Source organism: Bradyrhizobium sp. CCBAU 51745, from assembly GCF_028128715.1.
GTDB classification, from domain to species: domain Bacteria; phylum Pseudomonadota; class Alphaproteobacteria; order Rhizobiales; family Xanthobacteraceae; genus Bradyrhizobium; species Bradyrhizobium manausense.
This window is the reverse complement of the sequence record NZ_LBJP01000090.1, coordinates 1-26,951: the sequence shown is the minus strand read 5'-3', so window position 1 is coordinate 26,951 and position 26,951 is coordinate 1. Positions and strand designations below refer to the sequence as shown.

The following is a 26,951-nucleotide window of genomic DNA, read 5'->3' as shown; positions in this document are numbered from 1 at the left end:
CGACTCGGGCCAAGCGTGGTGTTTAGTTAGCAGGCGAACGAATGGTTCGGCGGATGGGCGCACGGCTGCAAAAATTCCTACCGGTTGTCCTGCTCGCGCTCGTGATGCAGGTGCTGGCTCCAATTGCCGCCTGCTGGGCGGCCGGCCAAGCCGTTGTCGACCCGCTTGGTACCGGCATCGTCTGCCATAGCGTCAGTGAGCAGGGCGCCCCGAATGACCAGGGCGCGCCCTCGGCGCATGCCGGCACGTGTGCCCTGTGTTGCTTGGCGCAGGCCAATGCGTCCTTCGATTCGCCGCCGCAGGCGACACTCCCCATTCCCTTACGCCACGCTGAGCGCGTGGTGTGGCGCGAGGCGGATGCGAGCGCAGTCACTGCACATGGCAGGTCCAGCGCCCAGGCGCGTGCGCCTCCGCATTTGACGTAAGCGTAGCGGCCGGATCGGCCGCTTGACCCTGTACGTCATTTTGCTTTCTTGCGGAGACATCTCATGTCTATCAGTCGCACGCGCGCGGGCCTGTGGGGCCTCGCTATTGCGCTTTGCTCTCTTTCCCCGAGCCTTGTTTCCAGAAGCCTTATCTCCAGAAGCTTTGCCCACGAGATCGTCGGCAACCGCTTCTTTCCGGCAACGCTTGGCATCGACGATCCCGGCGTCAACGACGAGCTCTCGCTTCCCACCTTCGACAGTTTCAAGACCGGCGACGTTCCGCCCGTTCGGCAGCGCGACGTGTCCGGCGAGTTCTCCAAGCGCATCACCGACGATTTCGCCATCTCGTTTGGCACGACCTACACCTTCCTCGGTCCGATCGATGCGACGGTTCCCGGGGCCAACGGGTTCCAGAATCTGGAGACCACGTTCAAGTACCGCGTGTTCAAGAACGCCGCGCATGAATTCGTGATGTCGGTGGGCCTGAGCGTGGAATGGGGCGGCACCGGCGCACAAAGCGTCGGGGCGGATCCGTTCAACACCTACACGCCCACGATCTATTTCGGCAAAGGCTTTGGCGATCTTCCTGACACGCTCTCCTGGCTTCGGCCGGTCGCGATCACCGGGCAGGTCGGCTACGCCATTCCGGGCCGGAGCTTCACCACCACCTTCGGGATCGATCCCGACTCGGGACTAAGCACTGCCGACACTGAATTCCATCCACGGGTGCTGAACTGGGGCGGCACCATCCAGTACAGCATGCCCTATTTGAAATCTGCGGTCGTGGATCTCGGCCTGCCGGATTTCATCAATCACCTGGTCCCGCTCGTCGAAGCCACCCTGCAGACCCCGGTGGCGAACACGCTTACCTCGGGCACGATGACGACGGGCACGATCAATCCGGGAGTCATCTGGGTCGGCAACAAGTTCCAGATTGCCGCGGAGGCGCTGATCCCGATCAACAGGCAAAGCGGAACCAATGTCGGCTTCATCGCTCAATTGCATTTGTACCTGGACGACGTTGATCCGCGCGGCATCGGCAAGCCGATCTTCGGTGGACCTGTCCAACCTGCCAGCCCATTTATGAGGAATTGAGCTATGCGAGCGTCTTTACTTTCCTCGATGATTCCGTTGTTGCTGCTGCTCGCCTCCGGTGAAGCCGCGGCTCACGCGACGCTTGATTATGCCGAGCCGCGGGTCGGCAACAAGGTCGCGAACCTGCCGCGCGCGGTGACGCTGACCTTCACGCAGAAGCTCGAGGCTGCATTCAGCTCGATCACTGTCACGGGGCCGAATGGGCAACGCGTCGACGCCGGGAAGGCGAGCGTCAAGGACAACCAAATATCTGTTCCATTGAAGCCGGGCGGCGCCGGCACCTACCACGTGAACTGGCACGTGCTGTCGGTGGATACGCATACGACCGACGGCAGCTTCACCTTCCAGGTCGGCCCTTGAAGGCCCAACTGCCGATGGATTGGTCAACGTCCGATGCGCCCCTGGTCGCGATCCGTGCTGTCCATCTCGCGTCGACGGCGATGCTGGCGGGAAATATCCTGTTTCAGGTTTCCGTCGCCGGGCCCGCTTCGCGTGAGTTGGCAGGCGTGGCAGAGCGTGCGCGGATCCGTGCGTTACGGATCTCGTGGGGATGCCTTGCCATCGCCGTGATCTCGGGCGGGATTTGGCTGGCGCTTCAGGCGGTGTCGATGAGTGGCATGCCGCTCGGCGAAGCGCTGAATCCTGACGTGCTGTCTACCGTTGTCAACGAAACGCAGTTCGGCCGAGTGGCAGCCCTCCGGGCCTGCACTGCGGTCTGTTTGGCGATCTGCCTCATCTGCGATCGTGCGGCGATCGCGCGATGGCTTGGACTTGCGGCGTCGCTCGCATTTGCTGCAATGCTGGCCTGGACCGGACATGCCGGCGCGACCTTTGGTATCGTCGGCTACCTGCATCTTGCTGCGGACGCGCTCCATATTCTGGCCGCTGCCGGCTGGATCGGTGGCCTGGTGCCGCTGATTCTCTTCCTCGCCGCCGCCCGCTATGGTAGCTCGCCGTTGCTCGCCCGCGACGCTGTTGGGCGATTTTCGACGATGGGCATCATCAGCGTGGCAACGCTCATACTGACGGGCGTGGCCAACACCGTGGTCCTGGTCGGCTCTGTGCGTGGGCTGATCGCCACGGAGTACGGCCAATTGTTGTTGGTCAAGCTCGCCGTGTTCGCCTTCATGCTGACATTCGCTGCGGTCAACCGGCTGTCACTGACCCCGCGGCTGGGCAAGTACGGGGATGCTGCGCGCGCCTCTCTCGTGCGCAACAGCACCATCGAGCTCGTTCTCGGCCTTGTCGTTTTCGCTATAGTCGGGCTGCTCGGCACGCTGCATCCCGCCATCCACCTCGCGAACTGAAATCAACAAGAGGAGCACAAAGTGTACATCAATAAAGCTTCGTTCGGATCAATCGCGGGCGCCGTCCTGCTCACTCTCGCCCTGCGTGCTCCCGCCAGCGCCGACGATGTGAAGGCCGGTGACCTCGTCATTTCGCAGGCGTGGAGTCGTGCAACACCCGGAGGCGCCAAGGTCGCGGGAGGCTTCCTGACCATCGAGAACAAGGGGACGGCGCCCGACAAGCTGATCGCCGTGTCGGCCGAGATCGCCGGCAAGGCTGAGGTCCACGAGATGGCGATGGACAATGGCGTGATGAGGATGCGCCCGCTGGACAACGGCCTCGTCATCGAGCCCGGCAAGACCGTGAAGCTTGCGCCCGGCGGCAGCCATCTGATGCTCCAGGACCTGAAGGGCCCGTTCAAGGAGGGCCAGAAGGTGCCGGTGACGCTCGAGTTCGAGAAGGCCGGCAAGGTCTCCGTGTCGCTTGACGTCCAGGGCGTCGGCGCGCCCGGTGGCGGAGGCATGATGATGAAGAAGATGCCCGACCATTCGGGAATGAAGATGTGACAGACGCGATCCAATGTCCGGGAGATAGAGCATGTCGAAGGCACCCTGGCTGATCCTGATGGCTGCGCTCGTCGCATCGCCGGCGGCAGCCCACGTATATCTGGAAGGCAAGCAGGCCACGGTCGGCGCGTCCTACAAGGCCGTCTTCGCCGTGCCGCATGGCTGTTCCGGCTCGCCGACCGTCAAGATCCGCGTGCAAATTCCGGAGGGCGTGATCGCCGTGAAGCCGATGCCGAAGGCCGGCTGGAATGTCGATATCGTCGAGGGCCAGTATGCCAGCGCCTACGACTATCACGGCAACAGGCTGACCTCGGGCGTGAAGGAAATTGTCTGGTCCGGCGGCAAGCTGCCGGATCACAATTACGACGAGTTCATTGCCAGCAGTTTCCTCACCGACAGCCTGAAACCGAACACCACGCTGTATTTCCCTGTCGTGCAGGAATGCGAGAAGGGTGTCAGCCGTTGGATTGAAATCCCGGCCGAGGGTTCCGCGCATTCGCGTGAAGACAAGTCGCCGGCGCCTGGCGTGAAACTGTTGCCCAAGCCGTAATGCGTCTCGTCGCCGCGCTCGTCACGCTGCTCTCGATTGTCGGCACTGTGACCGACGCGACGGCGCATGCGGCGTTGATTTCGGTTGAGCCGGCGAGCGGCAGCATCCTGGCGACCGCGCCGAAGGCGGTGGAATTTCGCTTCAATGAGGCGGTGACCCCGGGCGCGATCCAGTTGATCGACGGCGCGGGCAGGGCGCGCGACGATGCGCGCGTCACGGCATCGGGCGAGGGCATTTCGGTTGCGATGCCGCCGGACCTGCCGCAGGGCACGGCGGTCGTGAGCTATCGTGTCATCTCGCAGGACGGCCATCCTGTGGCGGGATCGGTGATCTTTTCCGTCGGTGCGCCGACGGCCACGCAGCCTACGGCCAATGCCGACGGCCTGTTGAAGGCTCTGATCTTGATATCGCGGATCGGTGTCTATCTCGGGCTGTTCGTCGGCGTCGGCGGCGTGTTCTTTGGCCGCTGGATTGCGCGGTCGATGACGGGCATGGGCACGCCGCGCGCGGCGCTTCTCATCGGCATCCCGAGCGCGATCGTATCTCTTGGCGCGCTGGGCCTGGATCTTCTTGGCCTGCCGTTGCCAGCGGGTCTGACGACGGCGCCTTGGACCATCGCATTCGCGACCAGTGCCGGCCCCGCCTTGCTTCTCGCCATCGCGGCGATGCTGCTGGCGCTGATGGCGCTGAACCGGGCTTGGTACGCGCGCGTGTTTGCCGCGATCGCGTTTGCCGTCGTCGGCCTGTCGCTCGCGATAACCGGACACGCCGCGACGGCATCGCCAGAGTGGCTGACGCGGCCGGCGATCTTCGTCCATGGCCTCGCAGTCGCCTTCTGGATCGGCGCGTTGGCGCCGCTGGTAACGCTGGTGTCGAAGCCGACGCCGGCCCTGCTACCGCTCCTGAATCGCTTCTCGCGCATCGCCATGCCCGTGGTCGCAGCGCTGGCGCTGACTGGGCTTACGCTTGCGATCGTTCAACTCGAAAAGCCGTCGGCTTTGATAGAGACCGCTTACGGCCTCATTCTGTCGGTCAAACTGGCGCTGATTCTGTCTTTGTTGGTACTGGCTGCGCTCAATCGCTTCCGATGGACGCCGGCGCTGGCGAAAGATCGCAGGGCTGCGTCCGCGCTCAAATGTTCCATCCTGCTGGAGTGCGGGGCCGCGCTCGGCATCTTTGCCGTCGTCGCTGGCTGGCGCTTCACGCCGCCGCCGCGGACCATGGTGCCGGAGACGCCGCTGGCGATCCACATCCACAGCGATAAGGCGATGTTTCAGGTGCTGGTGTCCCCGGGGAAGGCCGGCATGGACGATTTCGTGCTCCAGCTCATGACCGGCGAGGCGACGCCGCTGAACGCCAAGGAGGCGACGCTGACGCTGAGCCTGCCGGAGCGCGGCATCGAGCCGATGGAACGCGACGCCGAGCTCGGGCCCGACGGTTACTGGCATGTGGGCAAGGTCGAGCTGCCCTTCGCCGGCCGCTGGCATGTGCGGATCGACGCGCTGGTGACCGATTTCGAGAAGGTCACGCTCGAGGACGACCTCGAGGTCGCGCCGCCTTGAGACCGAGGCGGTTCAAGTCGAACCTGAAGTCGACGGAAAAATGACAGGAATTCCGCCGCGTTAGCGGCTTTTCCTCATTCCCGGTCTTGTGTTTTCGCTCCCAATCCGGTTTCACTGCAACCCCTCACTGATTCCCAGAGTATTGCCATGCGGTTGTCGCGGTTCTTTCTGCCCATCCTGAAGGAAAATCCGAAAGAGGCGGAGATCGTCTCGCATCGGCTGATGCTGCGCGCTGGCATGATCCGGCAGGAGGCCGCCGGCATCTATGCGTGGCTGCCGCTTGGCTTCCGGGTGCTGAAGAAGATCGAGCAGATCGTGCGCGAGGAGCAGGACCGCTCCGGCGCGCTGGAACTGTTGATGCCCACGCTCCAGCTCGCCGACCTCTGGCGTGAGAGCGGACGCTACGATGCTTACGGTCCGGAGATGCTGCGCATCGCCGACCGCCACAAGCGCGAGCTTTTGTACGGGCCGACCAACGAGGAAATGATCACGGAGATCTTCCGCGCGTACGTGAAGTCCTACAAGAACCTGCCGCTGAATCTCTATCATATTCAATGGAAATTCCGCGATGAGCAGCGACCGCGCTTTGGCGTGATGCGCGGCCGCGAATTCCTGATGAAGGACGCCTATTCCTTCGACCTCAACGAGGCCGCCGCGCGCGTCGCCTACAACAAGATGTTCGTCGCCTATCTGCGCACCTTTGCGCGGATGGGGCTGAAGGCGATCCCGATGCGCGCGGAGACCGGCCCGATCGGTGGCGATCTCAGTCACGAGTTCATCGTGCTCGCCGAGACCGGCGAATCCGGCGTGTTCATCAATCGTGACGTGCTGGACCTGCCGGTGCCGGATGAGAATGTCGACTATGACAGCGATCTGACGCCGATCATCAAGCAATGGACCTCGGTCTACGCCGCGACGGAGGACGTCCATGATCCCGCCCGCTTCGAGCAGGAGGTGCCGGCCGAGAAGCGCGTCAACACCCGCGGCATCGAGGTCGGTCAGATCTTCTATTTCGGCACCAAGTATTCCGAGCCGATGAAGGCGATGGTGGCGGGCCCCGACGGCGTCGACGTGCCGATCCATGGCGGCTCCTACGGCGTTGGCGTCTCGCGCCTGCTGGGCGCGATCATCGAGGCTTGCCATGACGATGCCGGCATCAAATGGCCGGAGGCGGTGGCGCCGTTCCGCGTCGCGATCCTCAATCTGAAGCAAGGCGATGCGGCCGTCGATGGCGCCTGCGAGAAGCTCTATGCCGAACTGACCGCCAAGGGTGTCGACGTGCTCTACGACGACACCGACCAGCGCGCCGGCGCCAAATTCGCCGCCGCCGACCTGATCGGAATCCCGTGGCAGATCATGATCGGGCCCAAGGGGCTGGCCGACGGCAAGGTCGAGATCAAGAAGCGCAGTGACGGCGCCCGCGAGACCATGTCGCCTGCGGACGCGGTTGCGCGCCTGGTCGGCTGAATATTGTTCATCGCCCGATATCGCGGCCGCCAATCCGGCCACAATTGACCCCGAATCATGGGATTATCGAGCGATGGATGAAACCATGACCGAAACCGTCCAAACTGCGCCGTTCGCGCCCTTCGAGTGGATGCTCTCGGCCCGCTATTTGCGGGCGCGGCGCAAGGAGGGATTCATCTCGGTCATCGCCGGGTTCTCCTTCCTCGGCATCATGCTGGGCGTCGCCACGCTGATCATCGTGATGGCGGTGATGAACGGCTTCCGCAAAGAGCTGCTCGACAAGATCCTCGGCCTGAACGGCCACATCCTGGTGCAGCCGCTGGAATCGCCGCTGACCGACTGGAAGGACGTTGCCGAGCGCATCAGCCAGGTCCAGGGCATCCGGCTCGCGGCTCCCGTGGTTGACGGCCAGGCGCTGGCCTCCTCGCCCTGGAACGCCTCGGGCGTCCTGGTGCGCGGCATCCGCTCCGACGACCTCAACAACCTCACCTCCATCGCCAAGAACATCAAGCAGGGTTCGCTCGAGGGCTTTGACGACGGGCAGGGCGTCGCGATCGGCCGGCGGCTTGCCGACCAGCTGTCGCTGCATGCCGGCGACAGCGTGACCCTGGTTGCGCCGAAAGGCGCGGTGACGCCGATGGGCACGACGCCGCGGATCAAGCCGTACAAGATCGTCGCCGTGTTCGAGATCGGCATGTCCGAATACGACCTCGGCTTCGTCTTTATGCCGCTCGCCGAAGCGCAGGCCTATTTCAACCGCAGCAGCGACGTCACCTCGATCGAGGTGTTCACCACCAACCCCGACAGGATCGACGCCTTCCGCAAAGCGGTGACGGAAGCCGCGGGCCGGCCGGTGTTCCTGGTCGATTGGCGCCAGCGCAACTCGACCTTCTTCAACGCGCTCCAGGTCGAGCGCAACGTGATGTTCCTGATCCTGACCATGATCGTGCTGGTCGCAGCGCTCAACATCGTCTCCGGCCTGATCATGCTGGTGAAGGACAAGGGCAGCGACATCGCGATCCTGAGGACGATGGGCGCCTCGCAGGGCTCGGTCATGCGGATCTTCCTGATCACGGGTGCCTCCATCGGCGTGGTCGGCACGCTGGTCGGCTTCTTCGTCGGGCTCGTGATCTGCCTCAACATCGAATCGATCAGGCAATTCCTGTCCTGGCTGACCTCGACTGAATTGTTTTCGCCGGAGCTCTACTTCCTGTCGAAGCTGCCCGCCGAGATCGACGTCGGCGAGACCACGGCCGTCGTCATCATGGCGCTGACGCTGTCGTTCCTGGCGACGCTCTACCCGTCGTGGCGCGCCGCGCGCCTCGATCCGGTCGAAGCGCTGCGCTACGAGTGAGGGGCTGATGGAGCAGCAGCATGGGGCTGAGGATGTACCGGTCATTTATCTCCACGAGATAAGGCGTCAGTACCTCCAGGGCGAAGCGGCGCTGACGATCCTCGACAACGCCAAGCTGGCGCTGTGGGCGGGACAGTCCGTGGCGCTGGTCGCGCCGTCGGGGTCGGGAAAGTCGACGCTGCTGCACATTGCAGGCCTGCTCGAGGCGCCCGATTCCGGCGAGGTCTATGTCAACGGCGCGCCGACCTCGCAGCTGCCCGACATCGAGCGCACCCAGCTGCGCCGCAGCGATATCGGCTTCGTCTACCAGTCGCACCGGCTGCTGCCGGAATTCTCGGCGCTGGAGAATGTGATGCTGCCGCAGATGATCCGCGGCCTGAAGAAGTCCGAGAGCGTCAAGCGCGCCAAGGAGATCCTTGGCTATCTCGGCCTCGGCGATCGCATCACCCATCGGCCCGCCGAGCTGTCGGGCGGCGAGCAGCAGCGCGTCGCCATCGCGCGTGCGGTCGCCAATGCGCCGCGCGTGCTGCTGGCGGACGAGCCGACCGGCAATCTCGATCCGCACACGGCCGATCACGTGTTCCAGGCCCTGATGCAGCTGGTCAAGGCGACCAAGGTCTCGATGCTGATCGCGACCCACAACATGGAGCTCGCCGGCCGCATGGACCGGCGCGTGTCGCTCTCGAACGGCCAGGTCATCGAGCTCGAATAGGCAAAACGCGAAAACAACCCCATGCACAGTAGACGGACGCGGCCGGCTACATCAGGGGTGATCGCTTCCAGCTATCTGATCGGTCAGGCCTATCCGCCGCGGCGGCGCATCGCCGCAGCGGGCAGGGCATTTACGGCCGGATCACCGTCATCTTGAACGGCCCGCCATTGGCGGCGGCATGCGCGATGGCCTCGTTGACATGGTCGAGGTCGAAGTTCGTCGTCCGGTATTCGTCGAGCCGCAACAGGCCCGCGCGCACCATCGCGATCAGACGGCCCGCCGCATCCGGCGGATACATCCAGACGCCATGGATGGAGATGCAGTTGCGCATCAGCCAGGGGTAGGGCAGCTCCAGTCCCGCGCCGCCCGCCATGCCGACGCCGCCCATCAGGGCGACGCGGCCGTAAGCGCGCACCGTCATGACCGCCGCGCGCACCACGCTGGTTGCGACCGAGGGCGGCATGATGTCGAGCACGCAGTCGATCGGGCCGCCCGCCGCGCGCTTCATGGCCTCGCGATCATCGTCCTCGTTGCCGGACAGCCTCACCGGCTTCACCCGCGCGCCGAAGCGGCGGACGAGGTCGGCGAGAACAGCCTCGTTGCGGCCGGGCGTCACCACACAGGCCGCGCCCATCGCGAGCGCGACCGAGACGGCGGCGCTGCCGAAATTGCCGGTGGCCCCGCTCACCAGCACGGTCTCGCCCGGCTGAAGCTTTGCGGCGAGAAAGCCGCCATAGGGCACCAGCGCGTTCCCCAGCGCGCACCATTGCGGGGCTTCCTCTGGCGTGATCTGGCCGAGCTTCCTTACATTCTCGGTCGGCACCCGCATCTGCTCGGCGAACGAGCCGTGGCGAAAATGCCGTTGCAGCTTCATGGCGCCGGGGCCGGGCGCCGTGAGCCCCTGCAGGGCGATATCGGGCGCCACGACATCGTCGCGCGACCGCACCGTCGGATCGCAGAACACCCAGTCGCCGACGCTGAGCTTGGTCGCATCGGGGCCGATCGTGCGCACCCGGCCGACGGCGCCGGGGCCCGGAATGATCGGCAGCTCGAGCGCATAATTGCGCTCCCCGCTGAAGACCTCGTTCATGTAGGACAGGACGCGCGTGGCGACGACGTCGACGATGACCTCGCCGGTGCCGAGCACCGGGTCCGGAGCAGTCTCGACCACCAGCGGCGACCCCAGGGATTTCAATACGGCAGCTTTCATGATGTTCACCTCAGGGATGGGTGATACCCATCTAAGGCGCCCTCGAAGGGACAAGAAGGCCTGGTATTATCCTAGTATTGGAGTGGCCCTGCATGCGATGCGCGGCCATGCGATATCCTCTGAAACGAGCGTGGTTCGCTGGCTGAGGCGGAAACCGCTTCGGACTTTTCCGGATCATGCCTTAGTCACGGAACGGTTAGCCAAACGGCACGTTAAGTCCACGTCGCAGCCACGATATCGCCGCAGCGCACCGGCATCCCTGCCCAGGAGGGCTGGCCTTGCAGGAGAATTCATGGAAGAGACTGCAATCACGTTCGTGGCTGTCGCCGCCGTTGCTCTCGCGGGCTTGGTCTTCATCGCCAGGCCGTCGCTGACCTTCTGGCAGAACGACGAAAGCTGACGCTATCCTCGTTCCTGCGACGCAGCCCGCACATCATTGCGGGCTTTTTTTCGTCCTGAACGCAGGAAGCGAGGCAGCGGCCAGACGGGGGTGGAACAGCACTGATAGATTGCTGTCGCGACTGGAACCATCTATCGTCACGTCTTTAACTGGAAGTCGACAATGAGGTTTTTCGCCTGCGCGGCCAGCATTTTTTTCTGTGTTACCAGCGCCTCTGCCGAAGATCGGATGACGATAGACTTCTCCTTCAATGGGACGAAGGGCTGCGTCAGCCTATACCCAAATCCCGAGATCCGAATTACGCATGCGCCTCCTGGAACTCGGAAGGTCCTGCTTCGTCTGATCGGACCGAAAAACCGAGAACTCGGCGGTCAGGAAACCGAGCTCCCCGCCAACGGGATCGTTCCGGCGGGATCGATCCGCACGTTCGCGCCGTGCAACCAGGGTTTCTATACCTATCAGGCCATCGTCAAGGCGAAGGATGGCGCGACCATCGCGACAGCCGAGATGCCGCGCTTCTTTCCGTTCGAATAACTTCCTTTGTCCCGATGTCGCGGCGTTGACGGTGATGCCATTGATGATCGGTATGTCGGCTTTCATGTAGATCTGATCGCCGGGCGACAAGTTCGTAAAGCGATCGGCAGTAAGCGGAACACCAACAGCTTTGCTGCGCTCAGTTTGCGGGAGACGAAGGGCCCTGGTATTATCCTAGTATTCCACGAGCCCTCCATCACGGACCACACCATGGCTGACCCCCGCCGCATCGAATTCGGCGATTTCCTCCGCTCCCGCCGCGAAAAGCTGTCGCCGAAGAGCGTCGGCCTTCCTGCGGGGCAGCGGCGGCGCACGGCGGGGCTGCGGCGCGAGGAGGTGGCGCAGCTCGCCGGCATCGGCGTCGATTGGTACATCCGCCTCGAGCAGGGCCGCACCGTCAGCCCGTCGGTGACGACGGTCGATGCGCTGGCGCGGGCGTTGCGGCTGAGCAAGACCGAGCATGCGCATCTTAGGGATCTCGCGCGCGATGGTGCGAGGGGCCCCTTCACCCGCGAGGTGGTGCCGCCGGCCATTCGGCGCCTGGTCGAAAGCCTGCCGCATCCGGCCTACATCACCGGCAGGCGATGGGACGTGCTGGCCTGGAACGAGGCCGCCGAGGAGGTCTTCGCGTTCGGGCGGCTGCCGGAGGAGGATCGCAACACGCTGCTGTTGATGATGACCAACAAGAAGACGCGGAAATCCTACGGCGCAGGCTGGGCTGACGTCGCCAAGCGCATGGTCGCGATGTTTCGCGCCACCCACGACGTCTGGGCCGGCGATCCCGCCTTTGCCGAATTGCTGACCCGCCTGCGCGAAGGCAGCCCCGAATTCGTCAAATGGTGGGGCGCGCACGAGGTGCACGGCACCTTGTCGGGCCGCAAGACCATGACCCATCCGACCAAGGGCGTGCTGCATTTCGAGCACACCAGTTTTCAGGCCAACGACGATCCGGCATTGAAGCTCGTGATCTACACGCCGGTGTGAGGCTCGATGGCGGGCCCGCCGGGGCGGGCATGAGGTCGCGCTCGCTGGTGCCTCAACCCATCGTTGCGGTTGAGGCAGATTAATGTTACAATCCGTAGCATACATCGTGCGCTGTCAGGCTGTGGCGCGACGGCACGGCGATCGAAAAAATGGGTCAGGAGAGAGAGCCGGATGCAACGTCGGCAATTCATGTCGCTGCTTGGTGGGGCAGCCCTGACGCCGGTCGGCGCGACGCCTGTGTTTGCTGCCGCTCATGCCAATTGTGCTGGCCCGGCGAGGCGTGAGGACGGCTGGTCCGTTCCGTCTGCCAGCGCAGATAACGACATCAACCTGGCCGCCTTGTGCGGGATGGCCGATCGGCTCGAAAGCTCGGGCGCCAACATTCATGCCGTGCTGGTCGCACGTCACGGCAGGCTGGCGTTCGAGCGATACTTCAACGGATCTGATGAGGTCCCCAGTCGCTTCTTCGGCGTCCGCGTCAAGGACATCAGCTTCGACGCCGATACGCTGCATAATCTGAAATCGTGCTCGAAGAGCGTCGCGTCGCTGGTCATCGGGATCGCGATCGACCAGGGCCTCATTCGAAGCATCGACGAACCGGTGTTCAACTTCTTCCCCGAATTGTCCGACCTGCGGTCCCCGGACAAGGATCGCATCCTGCTCTCACATCTGCTCACCATGTCGCTGGGCCTGAAGTGGGTGGAGGCGACGCCAGCGACGGGCGACGACAACGACGAGGTGCGCATGCATCTGGCGCAGGATGCCTGTCGCTACGTCCTCGGCCTTCCCGTGACCGCACCGGCCGGGCAGGAGTTCTTCTACAACACCGGCGCGCTTGCGGTGCTCTCGGCGATCATCCGCAAGGCCGCCGGCCGTCCGCTCGATGAATTCGCGCGTAGCGTGCTGTTCGATCCCTTGGGCATCACTGAATTCGAGTGGCGCAGGTTCAAGGGCGACAGCGACGCCGGTGGGGGATTGCGCCTGCGTCCGCGCGACATGGCGAAGATTGGCCAACTCGTCCTCGCGGGCGGCCGCTGGAACGATCGGCAAATCGTGTCCAAGGCATGGATCGAGGCATCGACGGCAACGAAGCTCAAGGCGAATGACTATCAATCCTACGGATACTTGTGGTGGTTGGGACGCTCTCGCCTCAATGGACGGATGGTCCCGTGGATGGGCGCACTCGGCCGAGGCGGCCAGTCGATCCGCATCGTCCCGGAGCTCGATCTCGTCGTCGCGGTGACCGCGGGATATTATCAGGATTACAGCCCGGAAGCCTTCAAGCTGCAGTACGATGTGTTCAGGGACGTCTTGCAGGCGATCTCGCCTCCGGTCTGAATGCGGAACTCGCGTCAGCGTTTGACCATGGAGCAAAGTCTGCCCGGGAAAAGTGGTTCTTCCATTTTAAGACCATTCGGTCTATATATACTGCCATGCGCCGCCAAACCCCCGAGCCATCGCCCCGTGGCCGTCCCCGAACGTTCGACATGGAAGCTGCCGTCGAACGCGCGATGAATGTGTTCTGGACGCGCGGCTACCACGCCACGGCGCTGCCTGATCTTCTTCGCGCGACCAGGCTGTCGCGCGGCAGCCTTTATGCCGCCTTTGGCGACAAGCACTCGCTCTTCCTGCGTGCACTTGATCGCTACATTGCCGATGCCCTCGCTCGCATGGATGTCGAGTTTGCTCCCGATAGAGAGCCGGTCGATGGCTTGCGGGCCTACTTTGCCGGCTATGTTGAGCGCAACAGCGGCGCCAATGGTCGGCGCGGATGCCTGCTGGTCGCCACAGCCATGGAACTGGCTGGCCGTGACACCGAGGTTGACCGTCGCATCGCGAACTTCTTCAAAGCGATGGAGGCGAGGGTGGCTGATATACTGTCTCGTGCGAAGGCCGCGGGCAAGCTCGCCGATGGCGTCGAGCCTTCGAGTGCCGCCCGAATTATCGTCTGTTTCGTCGAGGGCATGCGGGTGATCGGGAAAACGGCACCCACGCGAGTCATCTCGCAAGCCACCGTCGACGCTTTGCTCGACCGCTTCATCAGGTAAACATGCCATGGACGTTTCCGCTGCTCGCAGGCCTATATCTGGACCGAATGGTCTTGAAAGTAACGACGCCATGTCCGCCATCCAGGTCGTCTGTGCTGTGGCCGTCCCCTTGCTCTGGGGTTATCAGTTCGTGGTCATCAAGGTCGGCGTGACGGAGTTTCCGCCGCTCTTCTTTCTGGCGCTGCGCTTCCTGGCCATCGCGCTGCTGCTCGTTCCTTTCGTCAGGCGGCCGACGCGGCAACAATTCGGTCCTGTTGCAGCGATTTCGCTTTTCCTCGGCGGGCTGAATTTCGGGCTCTTCTATGTCGGTCTTGGGCTCGGCTCGGGAAGCCTGTCGGCCGTCGCATACCAGCTTGCCCCGCCGTTCACCGTCCTGTTGGCCTGGCCGCTGCTGGCGGAGAAGCCGTCACTCACCACCTCTGGCGGCGTCGTGATCGCGTTTGCCGGTGTGGCCGTGCTGGCTGTGGGGCCCGGCCCGTCGGCCAACGCGCTTCCGCTGCTGCTCGTGGTCGGAGCCGCATTCGCGTTCGCGGTGTCCAACGTCCTGACCAAGCGCTATGGCCCCTTCGATCCCCTGATGCTGATGGGATGGTCGTCGCTGCTCACGGTGCCGCAGGTTCTGGTGATGTCCTTGCTGCTTGAGCATGGACAGCTCGCAAGCCTTGTCGTCGCGGATGAACGTGGTTGGCTGGCGTTGGCCTACACGATCTTCATCGGAGGGATTGTCGGGTTCGGCCTCTGGTTCTGGCTGATCGCCCGGTGCTCCATGGGCCGCGTCGCGCCGTTTGGCCTGCTGCTGCCGGTGTTCGCGTTGATATCGAGTGTGGTGTTCCTCGGCGAGCAATTGACGCCAAAGCTTGTCGTCGGCGGGCTGCTCGCGATATCAGGTGTTGCCATGACGCAGCTGCGAGCGGCGGCTCGTTCGTGAGCGTGGACAGGGCGCAGCCATGCACCGAACCACTTTGCGAAACGACGAAGTTTCGGGGTAGGCTCGTCGGCATCGTCGGATGCTGTTTGGAGCCCGCCCGTGACCATCGCCCTCAAGGGCATCATTCCCGTGATGCTGACGCCGTTCACCGAAGCGAACACGATCGATTTTTCCGGCCTCGAACGGCTGATCGAATGGTATATCGCAGGCGGTGCCGATGCGCTGTTCGCGGTCGCGCAGTCGAGCGAGATGCAGTTCCTGACGCTGGACGAGCGCATCGCGCTGGCGCGGTTCGTCGCCAAGACCGCGGCCGGCCGGCTTCCGGTCATCGCCTCCGGCCATATCAGCGCCTCCAGGGAGGACCAGCTTACGGAGCTAACGTCGATCGCGAAGACCGGTGTCGACGGCTTGGTGCTGGTGACGAACCGTCTTGCCTCGCGCGATCAGGCCGGGACTGATTTCACCGACAATCTGACCTGGCTGCTCGAACGGCTGCCCAAGGAGATGACGCTTGGCCTCTATGAATGCCCGGCGCCATTCCGCCGGCTGCTCTCCGACGACGAGCTGGCCTTTTGTGCGGACAGCGGCCGCTTTGCCGTCCTCAAGGACGTCTCCTGTGACCTGCCGACCGTGCAGCGCCGCGTCAGGCTGGTCAGCGGCTCGCCACTGACCATCGTCAACGCCAATGCGGCGATCGCCTTCGACGCGATGAAGTCAGGCGCTCCCGGCTTCACCGGCGTGTTCACGAACTTCCATCCCGATCTCTACAAATGGCTGCTGACGCAGCACCAGAAGCATCCTCAGCTGGCGAACGAGCTTTCGGTGTATCTGGCGCTCGCCGCGATGGCGGAGCCGATGGGCTATCCCAAACTGGCAAAGCTCTATCACCAGCGGCTCGGCACCTTTTCCTGCATCGAGAGCAGGGCGGTGGATTTCGATATCCGCGAGCGGTTCTGGGCGCTGGATGCGCTGATCGACAAGATCGTCGAGGGACAGCAGGCGTTCCGCGCGAGGATCGCGGCGGCAGGCTGAGCAAGACCTCGAGCTTACGGCGACGGCGCCGCGGAAGGCGTCGCATCGACCTTCGGTTGGGGGATTGCCGGCCACGGGCCTCTCGGGGCGGACGTCGCCGGCGGCGGGCAGGATTCCGAAAGTTGCGTCCAGGCCGAAGGCAGGCCCGTGGCGTCGATGTCGAACTTGGTCGTGTCTGCCGTTTGGTCCGGCTTCTGCGTGGTCTCCCGGACATGCAGGGAGCGGGACGCCATGATCGCCCTGAACGTGCCGAAATCGAGCGAGCCGCTCCACATTTCGTATTTGCCTGACCGCACCGGACGTCCTCCGGCTTCCTCGGTGGGCGCTGCGTCCGCCGTCATCATGACGATGTGCTGGCCGCTCGCCGCCTCGTCGATCTCGGCCGCGAACATCAGCGGCACGCGATTTTTGCTGTCGCAGTACAGGCGCCATTCCATGGTTCGGAACGACGGACCGTTATCGCCTCTGAGCGTCGCGAACTTGCTGATATAGGGCCGCCCTCCCTTCACCAGCCGCCACATCGTCTCGGCAACGGGACGCGTATCGACGCCGAACCTGTCGAGCTCGGCGCGCGTCAGCACGTGCAGGTTTTCGAACTTCACGGTGCGAATTAAATCGTCAAGCTCGCGGCTGATGCCCATCGCCGCGATATAGGCCGCGCGCTGGTGGTCGGCGCTTGCGGTCTGACGCCGCCTGAATTCAGCGACCAGCGCCTCTGGCGGATGGCCGTGAATCGCGAAGACGAGCCTGGAATTATGCACCGCCAGCGCAGCGTCGGGCGCCACTTCGCGCGATGTCGCGCCGAGAAACACGTAAGCACAGGCCGAGTTGCACATCGCACGATAGGTGGTGAGATCGGCCTCGATCTCGTCGCCTGCGTTCTTCGCCTTCAGGCAGGCCGCGTTGACCTGCGTGCCTGCGGCACATGCCGATGCGATCGTCTGGCCCACGCGAGCGACCGCCTTGCGGCTGCGCAGCAGCCGTCCGATGACATAGGACTGCTCCACATTGCCGCCGGGCGAATGCAGGTAGATCGGGCGCTGCGTGTCCTTGACGGCGGCGAGGAAGCGGCGAACGCGCGAGGCCGCATTTGCGTCGATCTCGCCCTCGATGGCGATCCAGCGATCGCAGCCCGGCCCGCACGCGCCGGGTGGCCCCTTGGCAAGATAGATCGTCAAACTGGGGGCAAACCCGGCTTTCTCGGTTGCCGTCTGCTCTGCGTGCAATGCGCCGGGGAAGGTCAGCAAGGCGGCGAGAAGCAGAATGCGGGCAAGCATGAAATGCGGGGACCATGCAAGGGTAGGTTACAAGTGTGATGTTATACGGTGACCAGCGCAATCACAACTTTTAGTAGCGTGAAGGAGCGCTGTGAGCCTATTCTGCCAGAGGCCGAAATTGGCGATCGAAAGTGCATTCATGGCAATCGAGAGTTTGGAGAATTTAGAGGGCGGAATCCGACCAGTGAGCAATGTCTGGTTCGAGCGGCTTGGCTGGGTGGTGGTCGCGCTCGCGGCCGCTCCGGCCGTCTCGGACCGAGCTGCTCTCTTCAAGTAGGTGCTTGATGCGTGAACCTGCCCCTTTCAACTATTACGCCCACCACAGTGCGCTCAGCGACCCCCGTGCTCATGGCGGGTTGATCAGTAGCTTGCCGCCAGATGTTCCGGCGTGGTGCCGCATCTTGCAGGGGCTGCTGATCCACGAGGCCTGGATCGAGAGACAGGGTTTTGACACTGCCGCGTTTGCCGGCCAGAGCCGTGCTACGTTGCCGGTGTCCGAACGTCTGGATCAGCTTTTGGCCATCGATCCGCGCCCGCTGACGTATGAAAGACAAGGAGAGTGCCGCGCCTTGGCGACGTGCCGGGACTTCGCGCTGATGCTGTGCGCGATTCTGCGTCAGCATAGCGTGCCCGCCCGCGTCCGCTGCGGTTTCGCAACGTACTTTGCCGGGCACCCCTATCACGATCACTGGGTGTGCGAATATCGGGCGCGGGACCAGCAACGGTGGGTTCTGGTCGATGCCGAGATCGACGAGGCGCATCGCAAAGGTCTCGAAATCGATTTCGAGCCAACCGACGTGCCGCGCACGGCGTTCATCACCGGCATCGAGGCTTGGAAACGATGCCGATCCGGCGCGATGAATCCCGAGCATCTGGGGCACGGGACGACGACCGGTCTGTTCTTTGCTCAGGTGAACCTTGCGCGTGATCTGCTCGCGCTCGCCAAGCGTGAGACCTCGCAATGGGACACCTGGCGCACGGCGCGCGATCCGCATCTTTGGTTGGATGAAGCCGCTTTGTTGCGCTGTGATGATCTGGCGCAGCGAGGCGAGGAGAGGGCGGTCGAGATCGCGCCGTCCTTGAGTATTCCACCTTGGCAATAAGAGCAGTGCATCCCGAGACCGCGCCTGCACGCGCGCGGCGAATGCAAATGTGGCGAACGCGCGCGAGAATGTGGCGGCAATGCGGAGAGAAAATGCTCGTCGCTTTTCCAATTCACGGAATCGTGCGTGCGACCTCGTTACGCGGGATTCCGATGCAAGGCGGGTGTCGACGTTGGAATCGCTGAATACTCTTGTTTCAAAGGGTTTCCGCGCACGCGCTGCTAAACACTCGTTAATGAAGCCGGGCCCTTTGGCGCGAACTGTTGCGTCGAGGTTACAGCAATTTCGTCGATCATTGTTATGAGGACGCCAAGGCCGGGGGGCCTAACGACGAAACTGGAACGGGATTCAAATGAACAAGAATTTGTTGCTCGCTGCTGTGAGCCTTGTCGCGATCACCGCGGCCGCGCCGGCGCTGGCTGCTGACCTCGCTGCGCGTCCTTACACCAAGGCGCCGGCGATGATCGCCACGGTCTATGACTGGAGCGGCTTCTATATCGGCATCAACGGCGGTGGCGCTTCGGGTCATTCGACCTGGGATCTGACCGGCGTCGGTCGCGAAGGCTCGCACGATGCGACCGGCGGTACGGTCGGTGGCCAGGTCGGCTATCGCGTGCAGTCCGGCCAGTGGGTGTTCGGCCTCGAAGGCCAAGGCAACTGGGCTGACTTCACCGGCGACAACACCAGCGCGCTGCTCGCTCAGCGCAACCGCACCAAGATCGACTCGTTCGGTCTGATCACCGGTCAGGTCGGTTACGCCTGGAACAACGTGCTCGTCTACGCCAAGGGCGGCGCGGCCGTCGTCGGCGTCAAGAACGAAGTGTTCAGCACCGCGACCGGTGGTCTGCTCGCCTCGAACAGCGACACCCGCTGGGGCGGCACGGTCGGCGCCGGCCTCGAGTTCGGCTTTGCGCCGAACTGGTCGGTGGGTGTGGAGTACAACCACATCTTCCTGGCGGACAAGGACGTCACTTTCGCCGGCCTGAAGACCGACAGCATCAAGCAGGACGTCGACATGGGCCTCGTCCGCCTGAACTACAAGTTCGGCGGCCCTGTTATCGGCAGGTACTGAGAATAGTCGCTCTGGAAAGATGACGTCGAAAGCCCCGGCCTTGCGCCGGGGCTTTTTATTGCGCGAATTCAGCGAGTTAACCATTTCGCTGCGAGGGGGCTGAGTTGGCTTGACTCCCGAGAACGAAATGAGAACAATGTTCCTCATACGTTCTGGTGATGGAGCAAGCCATGTTCAGGATTTTCGTGGAAGAAGCCGCTGCACTGACGTCGATCGCGCTGTTCGTCGGGATGATCGCGATCTGGGCCCAGGTCATTCCGCAGCTTTAGCCGGCGGGTCCTCTGGCTGACCCCCTTGGGGAAAAGCGGGATGAGGCGGCGAAGCGGCAGCTACAGCGTGGACTCTGGCGCGGCGAGCCCCCACCATTGTGAGGCGAGTCGGCAAGGGTACTCCAATGGCGAGTGGATGATGATCCCGATGCCGGCGACCGCTCCATCCCATCTGCAAGAGGCCGTTACCCGACCATGCCGAGCGCCGGATTTGTCCACCTTCACGTTCACTCGGCCTATTCGCTGCTCAAGGGCTCGATCAAGATCGCCAAGCTCGGCGAGCTCGCCAAGAAGGACCACCAGCCGGCGCTGGCGCTGACCGACACCGACAATCTGTTCGGTGCGCTCGAATTCTCCGACAAGATGGCCGGTTACGGCATCCAGCCGATTGTTGGCCTGGAACTCGCAATCGATTTCGGCGACCAGGATCCCAACGCGCGCAACGCGCTGCCGCCCTCGCGCGTGGTGCTGCTGGCCGCCCAAGAGCGCGGTTATCGCAGCCTGATGCGGCTGAACTCGCGCGCCTTCCTCGAATCGCCCGACAGCCACGCGCCGTTCATCAAGTTCGACTGGTTCGACGGCGAGACCGAAGGCCTGATCGCGCTGACCGGCGGCCCTGACGGACCGATCTCGCTGGCGCTCGCGAGCGGCCAGGCCGAGGTTGCGGCCGCGCGCTGCGAGCGTCTCGCCGGCCTGTTCGGCGATCGCCTCTATGTCGAATTGCAGCGTCACAACATCGACAAGGAGCGGCGGATCGAGAGCGCCCTGATCGACCTCGCCTATGGCAAGGGCCTGCCGCTGGTCGCGACCAACGAGCCGTATTTCGCCTCGACCGACGATTACGAGGCGCATGACGCACTGCTCTGCATCGCCGGCGGCCGGCTGATCGCCGAGACCGAGCGCGAGCAGCTCACGCCAGACCATCGCTTCAAGACCCGCGCCGAGATGGCGGTCCTGTTCGCCGACATTCCGGAAGCGCTGGCATCCACCGTCGAGATCGCCGAGCGCTGCTCGTTCCGCCCCCTGACGCGCAAGCCGATCCTGCCGTTCTTCACCGTTGGCGCCGCCGGCAGCACCGATGCGGCCGCGGTCGAGGCGGCCGAATTGAAACGGCAGGCGGAGGAGGGGCTTGCCAATCGCCTACGCGTGCACGGCCTGTCGCAGGGGACCACGCAGGAAGACTACAACAAGCGACTGGCGTTCGAGCTCGACGTCATCATGCGCATGAAATACGCGGGCTACTTCCTGATCGTGTCGGACTTCATCAAATGGGCGAAGAGCCAGGGCATTCCGGTCGGGCCGGGCCGTGGCTCCGGCGCCGGCTCGCTGGTCGCCTGGGCGCTGACCATCACCGACCTCGATCCGATCAAGTTCGGGCTGCTGTTCGAGCGCTTCCTCAATCCCGAGCGCGTCTCGATGCCGGACTTCGACATCGACTTTTGCCAGGATCGCCGCGGCGAGGTGATCAAGTACGTCCAGGAACGCTACGGCCGCGACCAGGTCGCGCAGATTATCACCTTCGGTACGCTGCAGGCGCGCGGCGTGCTGCGCGACGTCGGCCGCGTGCTGCAGATGCCCTATGGCCAGGTCGACAAGCTGACCAAGCTGGTGCCGCAGAATCCGGCGGCGCCGGTGACCCTGGCGGCCGCGATCGAGAGCGAGCCGAAGCTGCAGGCCTTCCGCGATGAAGATCCGATCGTGGCGCGTGCCTTCGATATTGCCCAGCGCCTCGAAGGCCTGACGCGGCACGCCTCGACCCACGCGGCCGGCATCGTGATCGGCGATCGCCCGTTGAGCGAGCTGGTGCCGCTCTACCGCGATCCCAAATCCGACATGCCGGTGACCCAGTTCAACATGAAATGGGTCGAGCCGGCGGGCCTCGTGAAGTTCGACTTCCTCGGTCTGAAGACGCTGACCGTGCTCGACGTCGCCTGCAAGCTGCTCAAGCCGCGCGGCATCCATGTCGATCTTGCCACGCTACCGATCGACGATGCCGAGAGCTATCAGATGCTGGCGCGCGGCGAGGTGGTCGGCGTGTTCCAGGTTGAAAGCCAGGGCATGCGGCGCGCGCTGGTCGACATGCGGCCCGACCGTTTCGAGGACATCATCGCGCTGGTCGCGCTGTATCGACCGGGCCCGATGGCGAACATCCCGACCTATTGCGCGCGCAAGCACGGCGACGAAGAACCGGAATATCTGCATCCCGTGCTCGAGCCGATCCTGAAGGAGACGTTCGGCGTCATCATCTACCAGGAACAGGTGATGCAGATCGCGCAGGTGATGTCGGGCTATTCGCTCGGCGACGCCGATCTGCTCCGCCGCGCCATGGGCAAGAAGATCCGCGCCGAGATGGACAAGCAGCGCGACATCTTCGTCGCGGGCGCGGTGAAGAACGGCGTGCCGAAGGGACAGGCCGAGACCATCTTCGAGCTGCTCGCCAAGTTCGCCGATTACGGCTTCAACAAGAGCCACGCGGCGGCCTACGCGCTGGTGTCCTACCACACCGCCTATATGAAGGCGCATTATCCGGTCGAGTTCATCGCAGCGTCGATGACGCTCGATCTCAACAACACCGACAAGCTCTCCGAATTCCGCTCCGAGGCGCAGCGCCTCGGCATCAAGGTCGAGCCGCCGAACATCAACCGCTCGGGTGCGACCTTCGAGGTCGGCGAGAAGACGATCTACTACGCGCTTGCAGCGCTGAAGGGCGTCGGCATCCAGGCGATCGAGCAGATCATCGAGGAGCGCACCAAGCGCGGGCTGTTCACCTCGCTCGCCGACTTCGCCGCGCGCGTCAATCCGCGTGCGATCAACAAGCGCATCATCGAGAGCCTCGCCGCCGCCGGCGCGTTCGACACGCTGGAACCCAACCGCGCCCGCGTGTTCGCCGGCGCGGATTCGATCCTGGCCGCCTGCCAGCGCGCGCATCAGGCCGAGACCAGCGGCCAGAACGACATGTTCGGCATGGCGGCGGACGCGCCGACCATCATGCTGCCGCAGATCGAGCCGTGGCTGCCGGCCGAAAAACTCCGCCGCGAATACGATGCCGTCGGCTTCTTCCTGTCGGGCCATCCGCTCGACGATTACGCCACCGTGCTGAAGCGGCTGCGGGTGCAGTCGTGGGCCGAGTTCTCCCGCGCGGTGAAGACCGGCGCCACCGCCGGCAAGGTCGCGGCGACAGTGGTGTCGCGCATGGAGCGGCGCACCAAGACCGGCAACAAGATGGGCATCATGGGGTTGTCCGATCCCACCGGTCATTTCGAGGCGGTGCTGTTCTCCGAGGGCCTCGCGCAATATCGCGACATGCTGGAGCCGGGCGCCGCCGTGCTGCTCCAACTCGGCGCCGAACTCCAGGGCGAGGACGTCCGCGCCCGCGTGCTGCATGCCGAACCGCTCGATGACGCCGCCGCCAAGACGCAGAAGGGCCTGCGCATCTTCGTGCGTGACACCAAGCCGCTCGACTCGATCGCCAAGCGCCTGGCCGGCCCCGAGGCGGCTGGCGCAAACGGCGCCGCGCCGAAAATCGGCAGCCCCGGCATCGCGCCGCGCGGAAATGGCGACGGCGAGGTCTCGCTGGTGATGATGCTCGACCTCGAGACCGAGGTCGAGATGAAGCTGCCCGGCCGCTTCAAGGTCTCGCCGCAGATCGCCGGCGCCATCAAGGCCGTCGCCGGCGTGGTGGACGTGCAGCAGATCTAGCTCCGGTCGCGATATGTCCGCGGCGTGCAACGCCGTGGATGCGGTAGTTTCGTTGTTCAATCTGCGCTATCATGATTGCGATGGTGCTCATTTATAAGGGCACGTCCGTTGCGCCGGGAGGAGCGGGACATGTGCGACCAATGCTCTGGAGCCATGCGGGACAAATTCGCGCCGTCGCGGCGATCGGCGATGCTGCTGGCGGCTGCCGCGCTTGGCACCGCCTTCAGTGGCCGCGCCTTCGCCAAGGAGACCAAGGCGCCGCCCAAGCCGCAGAACGTGCTGTCGCCGGACGCGGCGCTGAAGCGGCTGATGGACGGCAATGCGCGCTACGTCGACGGCGTGACGCGGCGCCATGATTTCAAGCACGAGCGCGAGGCGCTGGCGGGCGGGCAGAATCCGTTCGCGGCGGTGCTGAGCTGCGCGGACTCGCGCATCGCGCCGGAATACGCCTTCGACACCGGACGCGGCGATCTCTTCGTCTGCCGCGTCGCCGGCAATTTTGCCGGCACCGAGACCGTTGCCAGCATGGAATACGCGGTCGCGGTGCTCAACGCCCCGCTGATCCTCGTGCTCGGCCATGACGCCTGCGGTGCGGTCGATGCAACGCTGAAGGCGCTCAAGGACGACAAGCCGCCGCCGGGACATATCCCCTCTCTGGTCGATGCAATTGCGCCGGCTGCGAAGAGCGCGATGCAACAGGGCGGGGACGCGCTCGACAAGGCGATCCGCCAGAACGTGATCGACAATGTCGCGAAGCTGAAGGCTGCGGCGCCGATTCTCAACGGGGCCGTGGAGCAGGGCAAGCTGAAGATCGCCGGGGGCATCTACCGGCTCTCGACGGGAACAGTGGATCTGATCGCGCAAGGCTAGGGCAGACGCAAAGGCGGAAGCTTACGCGGAGCTGACGCGACTGGCCGATGCCATGCCGCCGCCTCAATCCGAGCCTTTCGTTCAACTGCCGTTCAGCCGGCCGCGCGTCTCATGCGTGGTGGACACTCAACAACAATAACGGGCGAGCAAGCCATGCGCGGGACACACAAGGCCTTCCTTTGCTTCCTTCTACCAATCCTCTTCGTTGCAGGCGTGATTGCTCCGGCGTGCGCCCAGCAGCAGGAAAAGCGCATCGCGCTCGTGGTCGGCAACGGCGCTTATTCCAAGTCGCCGCTGGCAACCGCCGCCAATGACGGCGGCCTGATCGCGCAAACGCTGCAGGCCGCGGGCTTCGACGTGGTCGGCGCGCGCGATCTCGACGGCGACACGCTGCGCAAGAGCCTGCGCGATTTCATCCAGAAGGCGCAGGCCTCCGGACCCGGCACCGTCGCGATGATCTATCTGTCCGGCTATGGGGTGCAGCTGGCCGGCGAGAACTATTTCATCCCTGTTGATTCCAACATCACGCGGGACACCGACATTCCGACCGAGGCGCTGCGCATCAGCGACTATGCCCGCCAGCTCGCCGCCGTCCCGCTCAAGGCCAACATCATCGTGCTCGATGCCGCGCGCGCGCAGCCCTTCGTCGAGGGGGGCCAGCAGCCGATCGCGAGCGGCCTTGCGCTGGTCGAGCCGGATCCGAACATGCTGATCGCCTTCAATGCGGCGCCAGGCACGGTGGCCCCCGAGGAGCCGGGACCCTACGGCATCTATGCGCAGTCGCTCGCCGAGATGATCCGGACCGGCGGCCTGTCGTTGCCCGAGGTATTCGACCGCGTCCGCCTGCGCGTCAACGAGGCCTCGAAAGGCGCGCAGGTGCCGTGGGACGACCACAAGATCTCCGCACAATTCACCTTCTTCGAGCGCGCGCCCGATGCGCCGCCGGCGGCCGCGCCCGACCAGGTCGCCGCGGTCCGCAACAAGCCGATCCGCGAACTCGGCGTGCAGGACGCCTATGCCGCCGCGCTCGAGCGCGACACGCTGCCGGCCTATGAGGATTTTCTCGCCGCCTATCCCGGCGATCCCCTGGCCAAGCGCGTGATGGCGATCGTCGCGGCGCGCCGTGAGGCGATCACCTGGCGGCGGACCTACCGCGCCGACACGCCGGACGCCTATTGGTCGTATCTGCGCCGCTATCCGCGCGGGCCGCATGCGGGCGATGCACGGCGCAGGCTTGCGATCCTGACCGCGCCGATCGAGCCGCCGCCGACTTTCGCGATGATGGATTACGACGTGCCGCCGCCGCCGCCGGAGGAGGTCGTCTATGTCGATCGTCCGGTGCTGTATTTCAGCGATCCCGTGTTCGACTTCGTGCCGCCGCCGCCGCCGCCGGTCTATTTCTGCCCGCCGCCGCCGCCTGATTTCGTGGTGCTGCCGCCGCCGCTGCCGGTGGTCGGCCTGTTCGTGCTGCCGCAGCCGGTCTTCGTGCCGATCCCGGCGTTCTACAATCCGCCGGCCTATGTCGCGCCGCCGCCGAACAACATCATCGTCAACAACATCCATAACACCACGGTCATCAACACCGTGATCAACCAGCCGCCGGCGCCGCCGCCGGCCGGCAATGCCGCTGCAGCCGCAGCTGTTGCCGCCAATGGCCCAGGGCGCCCGAGCGGGATGACGCAGGTGCCGAAGGTCGTGCAGCAGCAGGCGCAACAGATCCAGGCCAATCCGACCCAGCGACTCACGCCGAGCCAGCAGGCGCTGGTCAGCAACCCCACGGCAAAGCCGGCGGCGATGAAGGTGATGCAGGTGCACGCGACGCCATCAGGGACCGGGACGCCGACCGGAGCGGCGCCGCCGGCATCTCCGCCGGCCGGTCATGCGCTTCCTGTTCCGGGGACGCAGAACACGCCGGCTGCGCCGGCCGGTGCGGCACAGGTCCCCAACGGCAAACTGGCGCCGACGGCCGCAGCGCCCGCCAGCGGTCAGCCTCAGGGCCATCCCAATACGGCGACCACGACCGCCCCGGCCGGCGCCGCAACCACGCCGGCCGCACCTGCCGGCGCAACGCAGGCCCCCAACGGCAAGCTGGCGCCCACGGCAAATGCACCCGCCAATGGCCAGCAGCAGGGCCATCCCAATACGGCAACCGCGCCTGCCACCACGACCGCCCCGGCCAACGCCGCAACCACGCCGGCCTCCAAGCCGCCCGTGGCACAAACACCGCCGACGGGCGCGCCGGACCCGCATGCCAAATCACTGGCGCATGAGCCGGCGGTGACGCCGCCGACCACGACCCCGCCAGGCAAGCCGGCGGCGACCGCGACGAACCCGGCCGTGACCACGACCACCGTGACCAACGGGAAACCGACGTCCCCGGCGTCGCCGACTTCGCCGCCAGTCGCGGCGCGGGAGCCGATCAAGCCGCAGGGGCTGCGGCCTGCAACGCCGTCGCCCGCGCAGGTCACGCGGACGCCGCCGCCGCAAGCGCCGCACCCGCAGGCGCT

23 protein-coding genes are annotated in these 26,951 nt (G+C 64.6%); 21 read left to right on the top strand and 2 right to left on the bottom strand.

From position 1 onward, the window contains the following. Positions 1-41: 41 nt before the first annotated feature. The 10 genes from XH98_RS31615 (at position 42) to XH98_RS31570 (ending at position 9,018) form a co-directional block, all read left to right on the top strand. Positions 42-425 carry a DUF2946 domain-containing protein gene (locus tag XH98_RS31615; RefSeq protein WP_271620957.1) on the top strand — a complete coding sequence of 128 codons (384 nt, stop codon included), beginning with the start codon at positions 42-44 and terminating at the stop codon, positions 423-425. A 63-nt stretch (positions 426-488) separates the two neighbouring features. Then, positions 489-1,520: a hypothetical protein gene (locus tag XH98_RS31610; protein ID WP_271620956.1), complete on the top strand. Its 1,032-nt coding sequence runs from the start codon at positions 489-491 to the stop codon at positions 1,518-1,520. 39 nt (positions 1,521-1,559) lie between these two features. Further along, positions 1,560-1,880, top strand: a complete 321-nt coding sequence (locus XH98_RS31605) for a copper resistance CopC family protein (RefSeq protein WP_271600562.1) — start codon at positions 1,560-1,562, stop codon at positions 1,878-1,880. After that, on the top strand, positions 1,877-2,827 hold the full coding sequence (gene copD, locus XH98_RS31600) for a copper homeostasis membrane protein CopD (RefSeq protein ID WP_271620955.1): 951 nt from the start codon (positions 1,877-1,879) through the stop codon (positions 2,825-2,827). The genes XH98_RS31605 and copD overlap by 4 nt, the downstream gene beginning before the upstream one ends. A 27-nt stretch (positions 2,828-2,854) precedes the next feature. Continuing rightward, complete coding sequence (locus XH98_RS31595; protein ID WP_442868664.1) at positions 2,855-3,373, top strand: copper chaperone PCu(A)C; 519 nt, start codon at positions 2,855-2,857, stop codon at positions 3,371-3,373. A gap of 31 nt (positions 3,374-3,404) precedes the next feature. Beyond that, the gene (locus XH98_RS31590; RefSeq protein WP_271620954.1) at positions 3,405-3,923 is read left to right on the top strand and encodes a YcnI family copper-binding membrane protein; all 519 of its coding nucleotides are present in this window, start codon (positions 3,405-3,407) and stop codon (positions 3,921-3,923) included. After that, positions 3,923-5,485: a copper resistance CopC/CopD family protein gene (locus XH98_RS31585; RefSeq protein ID WP_271620953.1), complete on the top strand. Its 1,563-nt coding sequence runs from the start codon at positions 3,923-3,925 to the stop codon at positions 5,483-5,485. Before XH98_RS31590 ends, XH98_RS31585 begins: the two co-directional genes overlap by 1 nt. Before the next feature lie 147 nt (positions 5,486-5,632). After that, positions 5,633-6,952: a proline--tRNA ligase gene (gene proS, locus XH98_RS31580; RefSeq protein ID WP_057756103.1), complete on the top strand. Its 1,320-nt coding sequence runs from the start codon at positions 5,633-5,635 to the stop codon at positions 6,950-6,952. Positions 6,953-7,025: 73 nt separating this feature from the next. Next, positions 7,026-8,306 carry a lipoprotein-releasing ABC transporter permease subunit gene (locus XH98_RS31575; RefSeq protein WP_057756098.1) on the top strand — a complete coding sequence of 427 codons (1,281 nt, stop codon included), beginning with the start codon at positions 7,026-7,028 and terminating at the stop codon, positions 8,304-8,306. Between the two features lie 7 nt (positions 8,307-8,313). Then, on the top strand, positions 8,314-9,018 hold the full coding sequence (locus tag XH98_RS31570; RefSeq protein WP_271600566.1) for an ABC transporter ATP-binding protein: 705 nt from the start codon (positions 8,314-8,316) through the stop codon (positions 9,016-9,018). A 130-nt stretch (positions 9,019-9,148) separates the two neighbouring features. On the opposite strand, the gene XH98_RS31565 is transcribed toward XH98_RS31570, so the two are convergent. Continuing rightward, positions 9,149-10,228 carry a quinone oxidoreductase family protein gene (locus XH98_RS31565; protein WP_271620952.1) on the bottom strand — a complete coding sequence of 360 codons (1,080 nt, stop codon included), beginning with the start codon at positions 10,226-10,228 and terminating at the stop codon, positions 9,149-9,151. A 562-nt stretch (positions 10,229-10,790) separates the two neighbouring features. Here XH98_RS31565 and XH98_RS31560 point away from each other — a divergent pair. The 6 genes from XH98_RS31560 to XH98_RS31535 all read left to right on the top strand — a co-directional run bounded on the left by XH98_RS31560 (position 10,791) and on the right by XH98_RS31535 (position 16,154). Continuing rightward, positions 10,791-11,162, top strand: a complete 372-nt coding sequence (locus XH98_RS31560) for a hypothetical protein (protein ID WP_271600568.1) — start codon at positions 10,791-10,793, stop codon at positions 11,160-11,162. Positions 11,163-11,372: 210 nt separating this feature from the next. Further along, positions 11,373-12,146: a helix-turn-helix transcriptional regulator gene (locus XH98_RS31555; RefSeq protein WP_271600569.1), complete on the top strand. Its 774-nt coding sequence runs from the start codon at positions 11,373-11,375 to the stop codon at positions 12,144-12,146. A 171-nt stretch (positions 12,147-12,317) separates the two neighbouring features. Then, positions 12,318-13,484: a serine hydrolase domain-containing protein gene (locus tag XH98_RS31550; protein WP_271600570.1), complete on the top strand. Its 1,167-nt coding sequence runs from the start codon at positions 12,318-12,320 to the stop codon at positions 13,482-13,484. Positions 13,485-13,633: 149 nt separating this feature from the next. Then, entirely contained in the window at positions 13,634-14,194 is a 561-nt protein-coding gene (locus XH98_RS31545; protein ID WP_271600571.1) for a TetR/AcrR family transcriptional regulator, read from the top strand. Between the two features lie 70 nt (positions 14,195-14,264). After that, positions 14,265-15,122, top strand: a complete 858-nt coding sequence (locus XH98_RS31540; RefSeq protein WP_271600572.1) for a DMT family transporter — start codon at positions 14,265-14,267, stop codon at positions 15,120-15,122. 99 nt (positions 15,123-15,221) lie between these two features. Further along, positions 15,222-16,154 (top strand): dihydrodipicolinate synthase family protein, encoded by a 933-nt coding sequence (locus XH98_RS31535; protein WP_271600573.1) that lies wholly within the window; start codon positions 15,222-15,224, stop codon positions 16,152-16,154. Positions 16,155-16,168: 14 nt separating this feature from the next. Here XH98_RS31535 and XH98_RS31530 read toward each other — a convergent pair whose 3' ends face one another. Beyond that, positions 16,169-17,431, bottom strand: a complete 1,263-nt coding sequence (locus XH98_RS31530; RefSeq protein WP_271620951.1) for a hypothetical protein — start codon at positions 17,429-17,431, stop codon at positions 16,169-16,171. 284 nt (positions 17,432-17,715) lie between these two features. Between XH98_RS31530 and XH98_RS31525 the strand changes: the two genes are divergently transcribed. From XH98_RS31525 to XH98_RS31505, 5 genes are all read left to right on the top strand, one after another. Further along, positions 17,716-18,534: a transglutaminase domain-containing protein gene (locus XH98_RS31525; protein ID WP_271600575.1), complete on the top strand. Its 819-nt coding sequence runs from the start codon at positions 17,716-17,718 to the stop codon at positions 18,532-18,534. A 352-nt stretch (positions 18,535-18,886) separates the two neighbouring features. Further along, positions 18,887-19,606 carry an outer membrane protein gene (locus XH98_RS31520; protein WP_271600576.1) on the top strand — a complete coding sequence of 240 codons (720 nt, stop codon included), beginning with the start codon at positions 18,887-18,889 and terminating at the stop codon, positions 19,604-19,606. A 464-nt stretch (positions 19,607-20,070) separates the two neighbouring features. Continuing rightward, the gene (gene dnaE, locus XH98_RS31515) at positions 20,071-23,574 is read left to right on the top strand and encodes a DNA polymerase III subunit alpha (protein WP_271600577.1); all 3,504 of its coding nucleotides are present in this window, start codon (positions 20,071-20,073) and stop codon (positions 23,572-23,574) included. Between the two features lie 129 nt (positions 23,575-23,703). Next, on the top strand, positions 23,704-24,444 hold the full coding sequence (locus tag XH98_RS31510) for a carbonic anhydrase (protein WP_271620950.1): 741 nt from the start codon (positions 23,704-23,706) through the stop codon (positions 24,442-24,444). A 153-nt stretch (positions 24,445-24,597) separates the two neighbouring features. Beyond that, positions 24,598-26,951: caspase family protein (locus XH98_RS31505; RefSeq protein ID WP_271620949.1), on the top strand; the 2,354-nt coding region annotated here is incomplete at its 3' end.

Bases quoted from the DNA above. Each gene is read 5' to 3' on its own strand.
- XH98_RS31615 (WP_271620957.1), top strand. From the start codon at position 42: ATGGTTCGGCGGATGGGCGCACGGCTGCAAAAATTCCTACCGGTTGTC.
- XH98_RS31610 (WP_271620956.1), top strand. From the start codon at position 489: ATGTCTATCAGTCGCACGCGCGCGGGCCTGTGGGGCCTCGCTATTGCG.
- XH98_RS31590 (WP_271620954.1), top strand. From the start codon at position 3,405: ATGTCGAAGGCACCCTGGCTGATCCTGATGGCTGCGCTCGTCGCATCG.
- XH98_RS31585 (WP_271620953.1), top strand. From the start codon at position 3,923: ATGCGTCTCGTCGCCGCGCTCGTCACGCTGCTCTCGATTGTCGGCACT.
- proS (WP_057756103.1), top strand. From the start codon at position 5,633: ATGCGGTTGTCGCGGTTCTTTCTGCCCATCCTGAAGGAAAATCCGAAA.
- XH98_RS31575 (WP_057756098.1), top strand. From the start codon at position 7,026: ATGGATGAAACCATGACCGAAACCGTCCAAACTGCGCCGTTCGCGCCC.
- XH98_RS31570 (WP_271600566.1), top strand. From the start codon at position 8,314: ATGGAGCAGCAGCATGGGGCTGAGGATGTACCGGTCATTTATCTCCAC.
- XH98_RS31565 (WP_271620952.1), bottom strand. From the start codon at position 10,228: ATGAAAGCTGCCGTATTGAAATCCCTGGGGTCGCCGCTGGTGGTCGAG.
- XH98_RS31560 (WP_271600568.1), top strand. From the start codon at position 10,791: ATGAGGTTTTTCGCCTGCGCGGCCAGCATTTTTTTCTGTGTTACCAGC.
- XH98_RS31555 (WP_271600569.1), top strand. From the start codon at position 11,373: ATGGCTGACCCCCGCCGCATCGAATTCGGCGATTTCCTCCGCTCCCGC.
- XH98_RS31550 (WP_271600570.1), top strand. From the start codon at position 12,318: ATGCAACGTCGGCAATTCATGTCGCTGCTTGGTGGGGCAGCCCTGACG.
- XH98_RS31545 (WP_271600571.1), top strand. From the start codon at position 13,634: ATGGAAGCTGCCGTCGAACGCGCGATGAATGTGTTCTGGACGCGCGGC.
- XH98_RS31540 (WP_271600572.1), top strand. From the start codon at position 14,265: ATGTCCGCCATCCAGGTCGTCTGTGCTGTGGCCGTCCCCTTGCTCTGG.
- XH98_RS31530 (WP_271620951.1), bottom strand. From the start codon at position 17,431: ATGCTTGCCCGCATTCTGCTTCTCGCCGCCTTGCTGACCTTCCCCGGC.
- XH98_RS31525 (WP_271600575.1), top strand. From the start codon at position 17,716: ATGCGTGAACCTGCCCCTTTCAACTATTACGCCCACCACAGTGCGCTC.
- XH98_RS31520 (WP_271600576.1), top strand. From the start codon at position 18,887: ATGAACAAGAATTTGTTGCTCGCTGCTGTGAGCCTTGTCGCGATCACC.
- dnaE (WP_271600577.1), top strand. From the start codon at position 20,071: ATGCCGAGCGCCGGATTTGTCCACCTTCACGTTCACTCGGCCTATTCG.
- XH98_RS31510 (WP_271620950.1), top strand. From the start codon at position 23,704: ATGTGCGACCAATGCTCTGGAGCCATGCGGGACAAATTCGCGCCGTCG.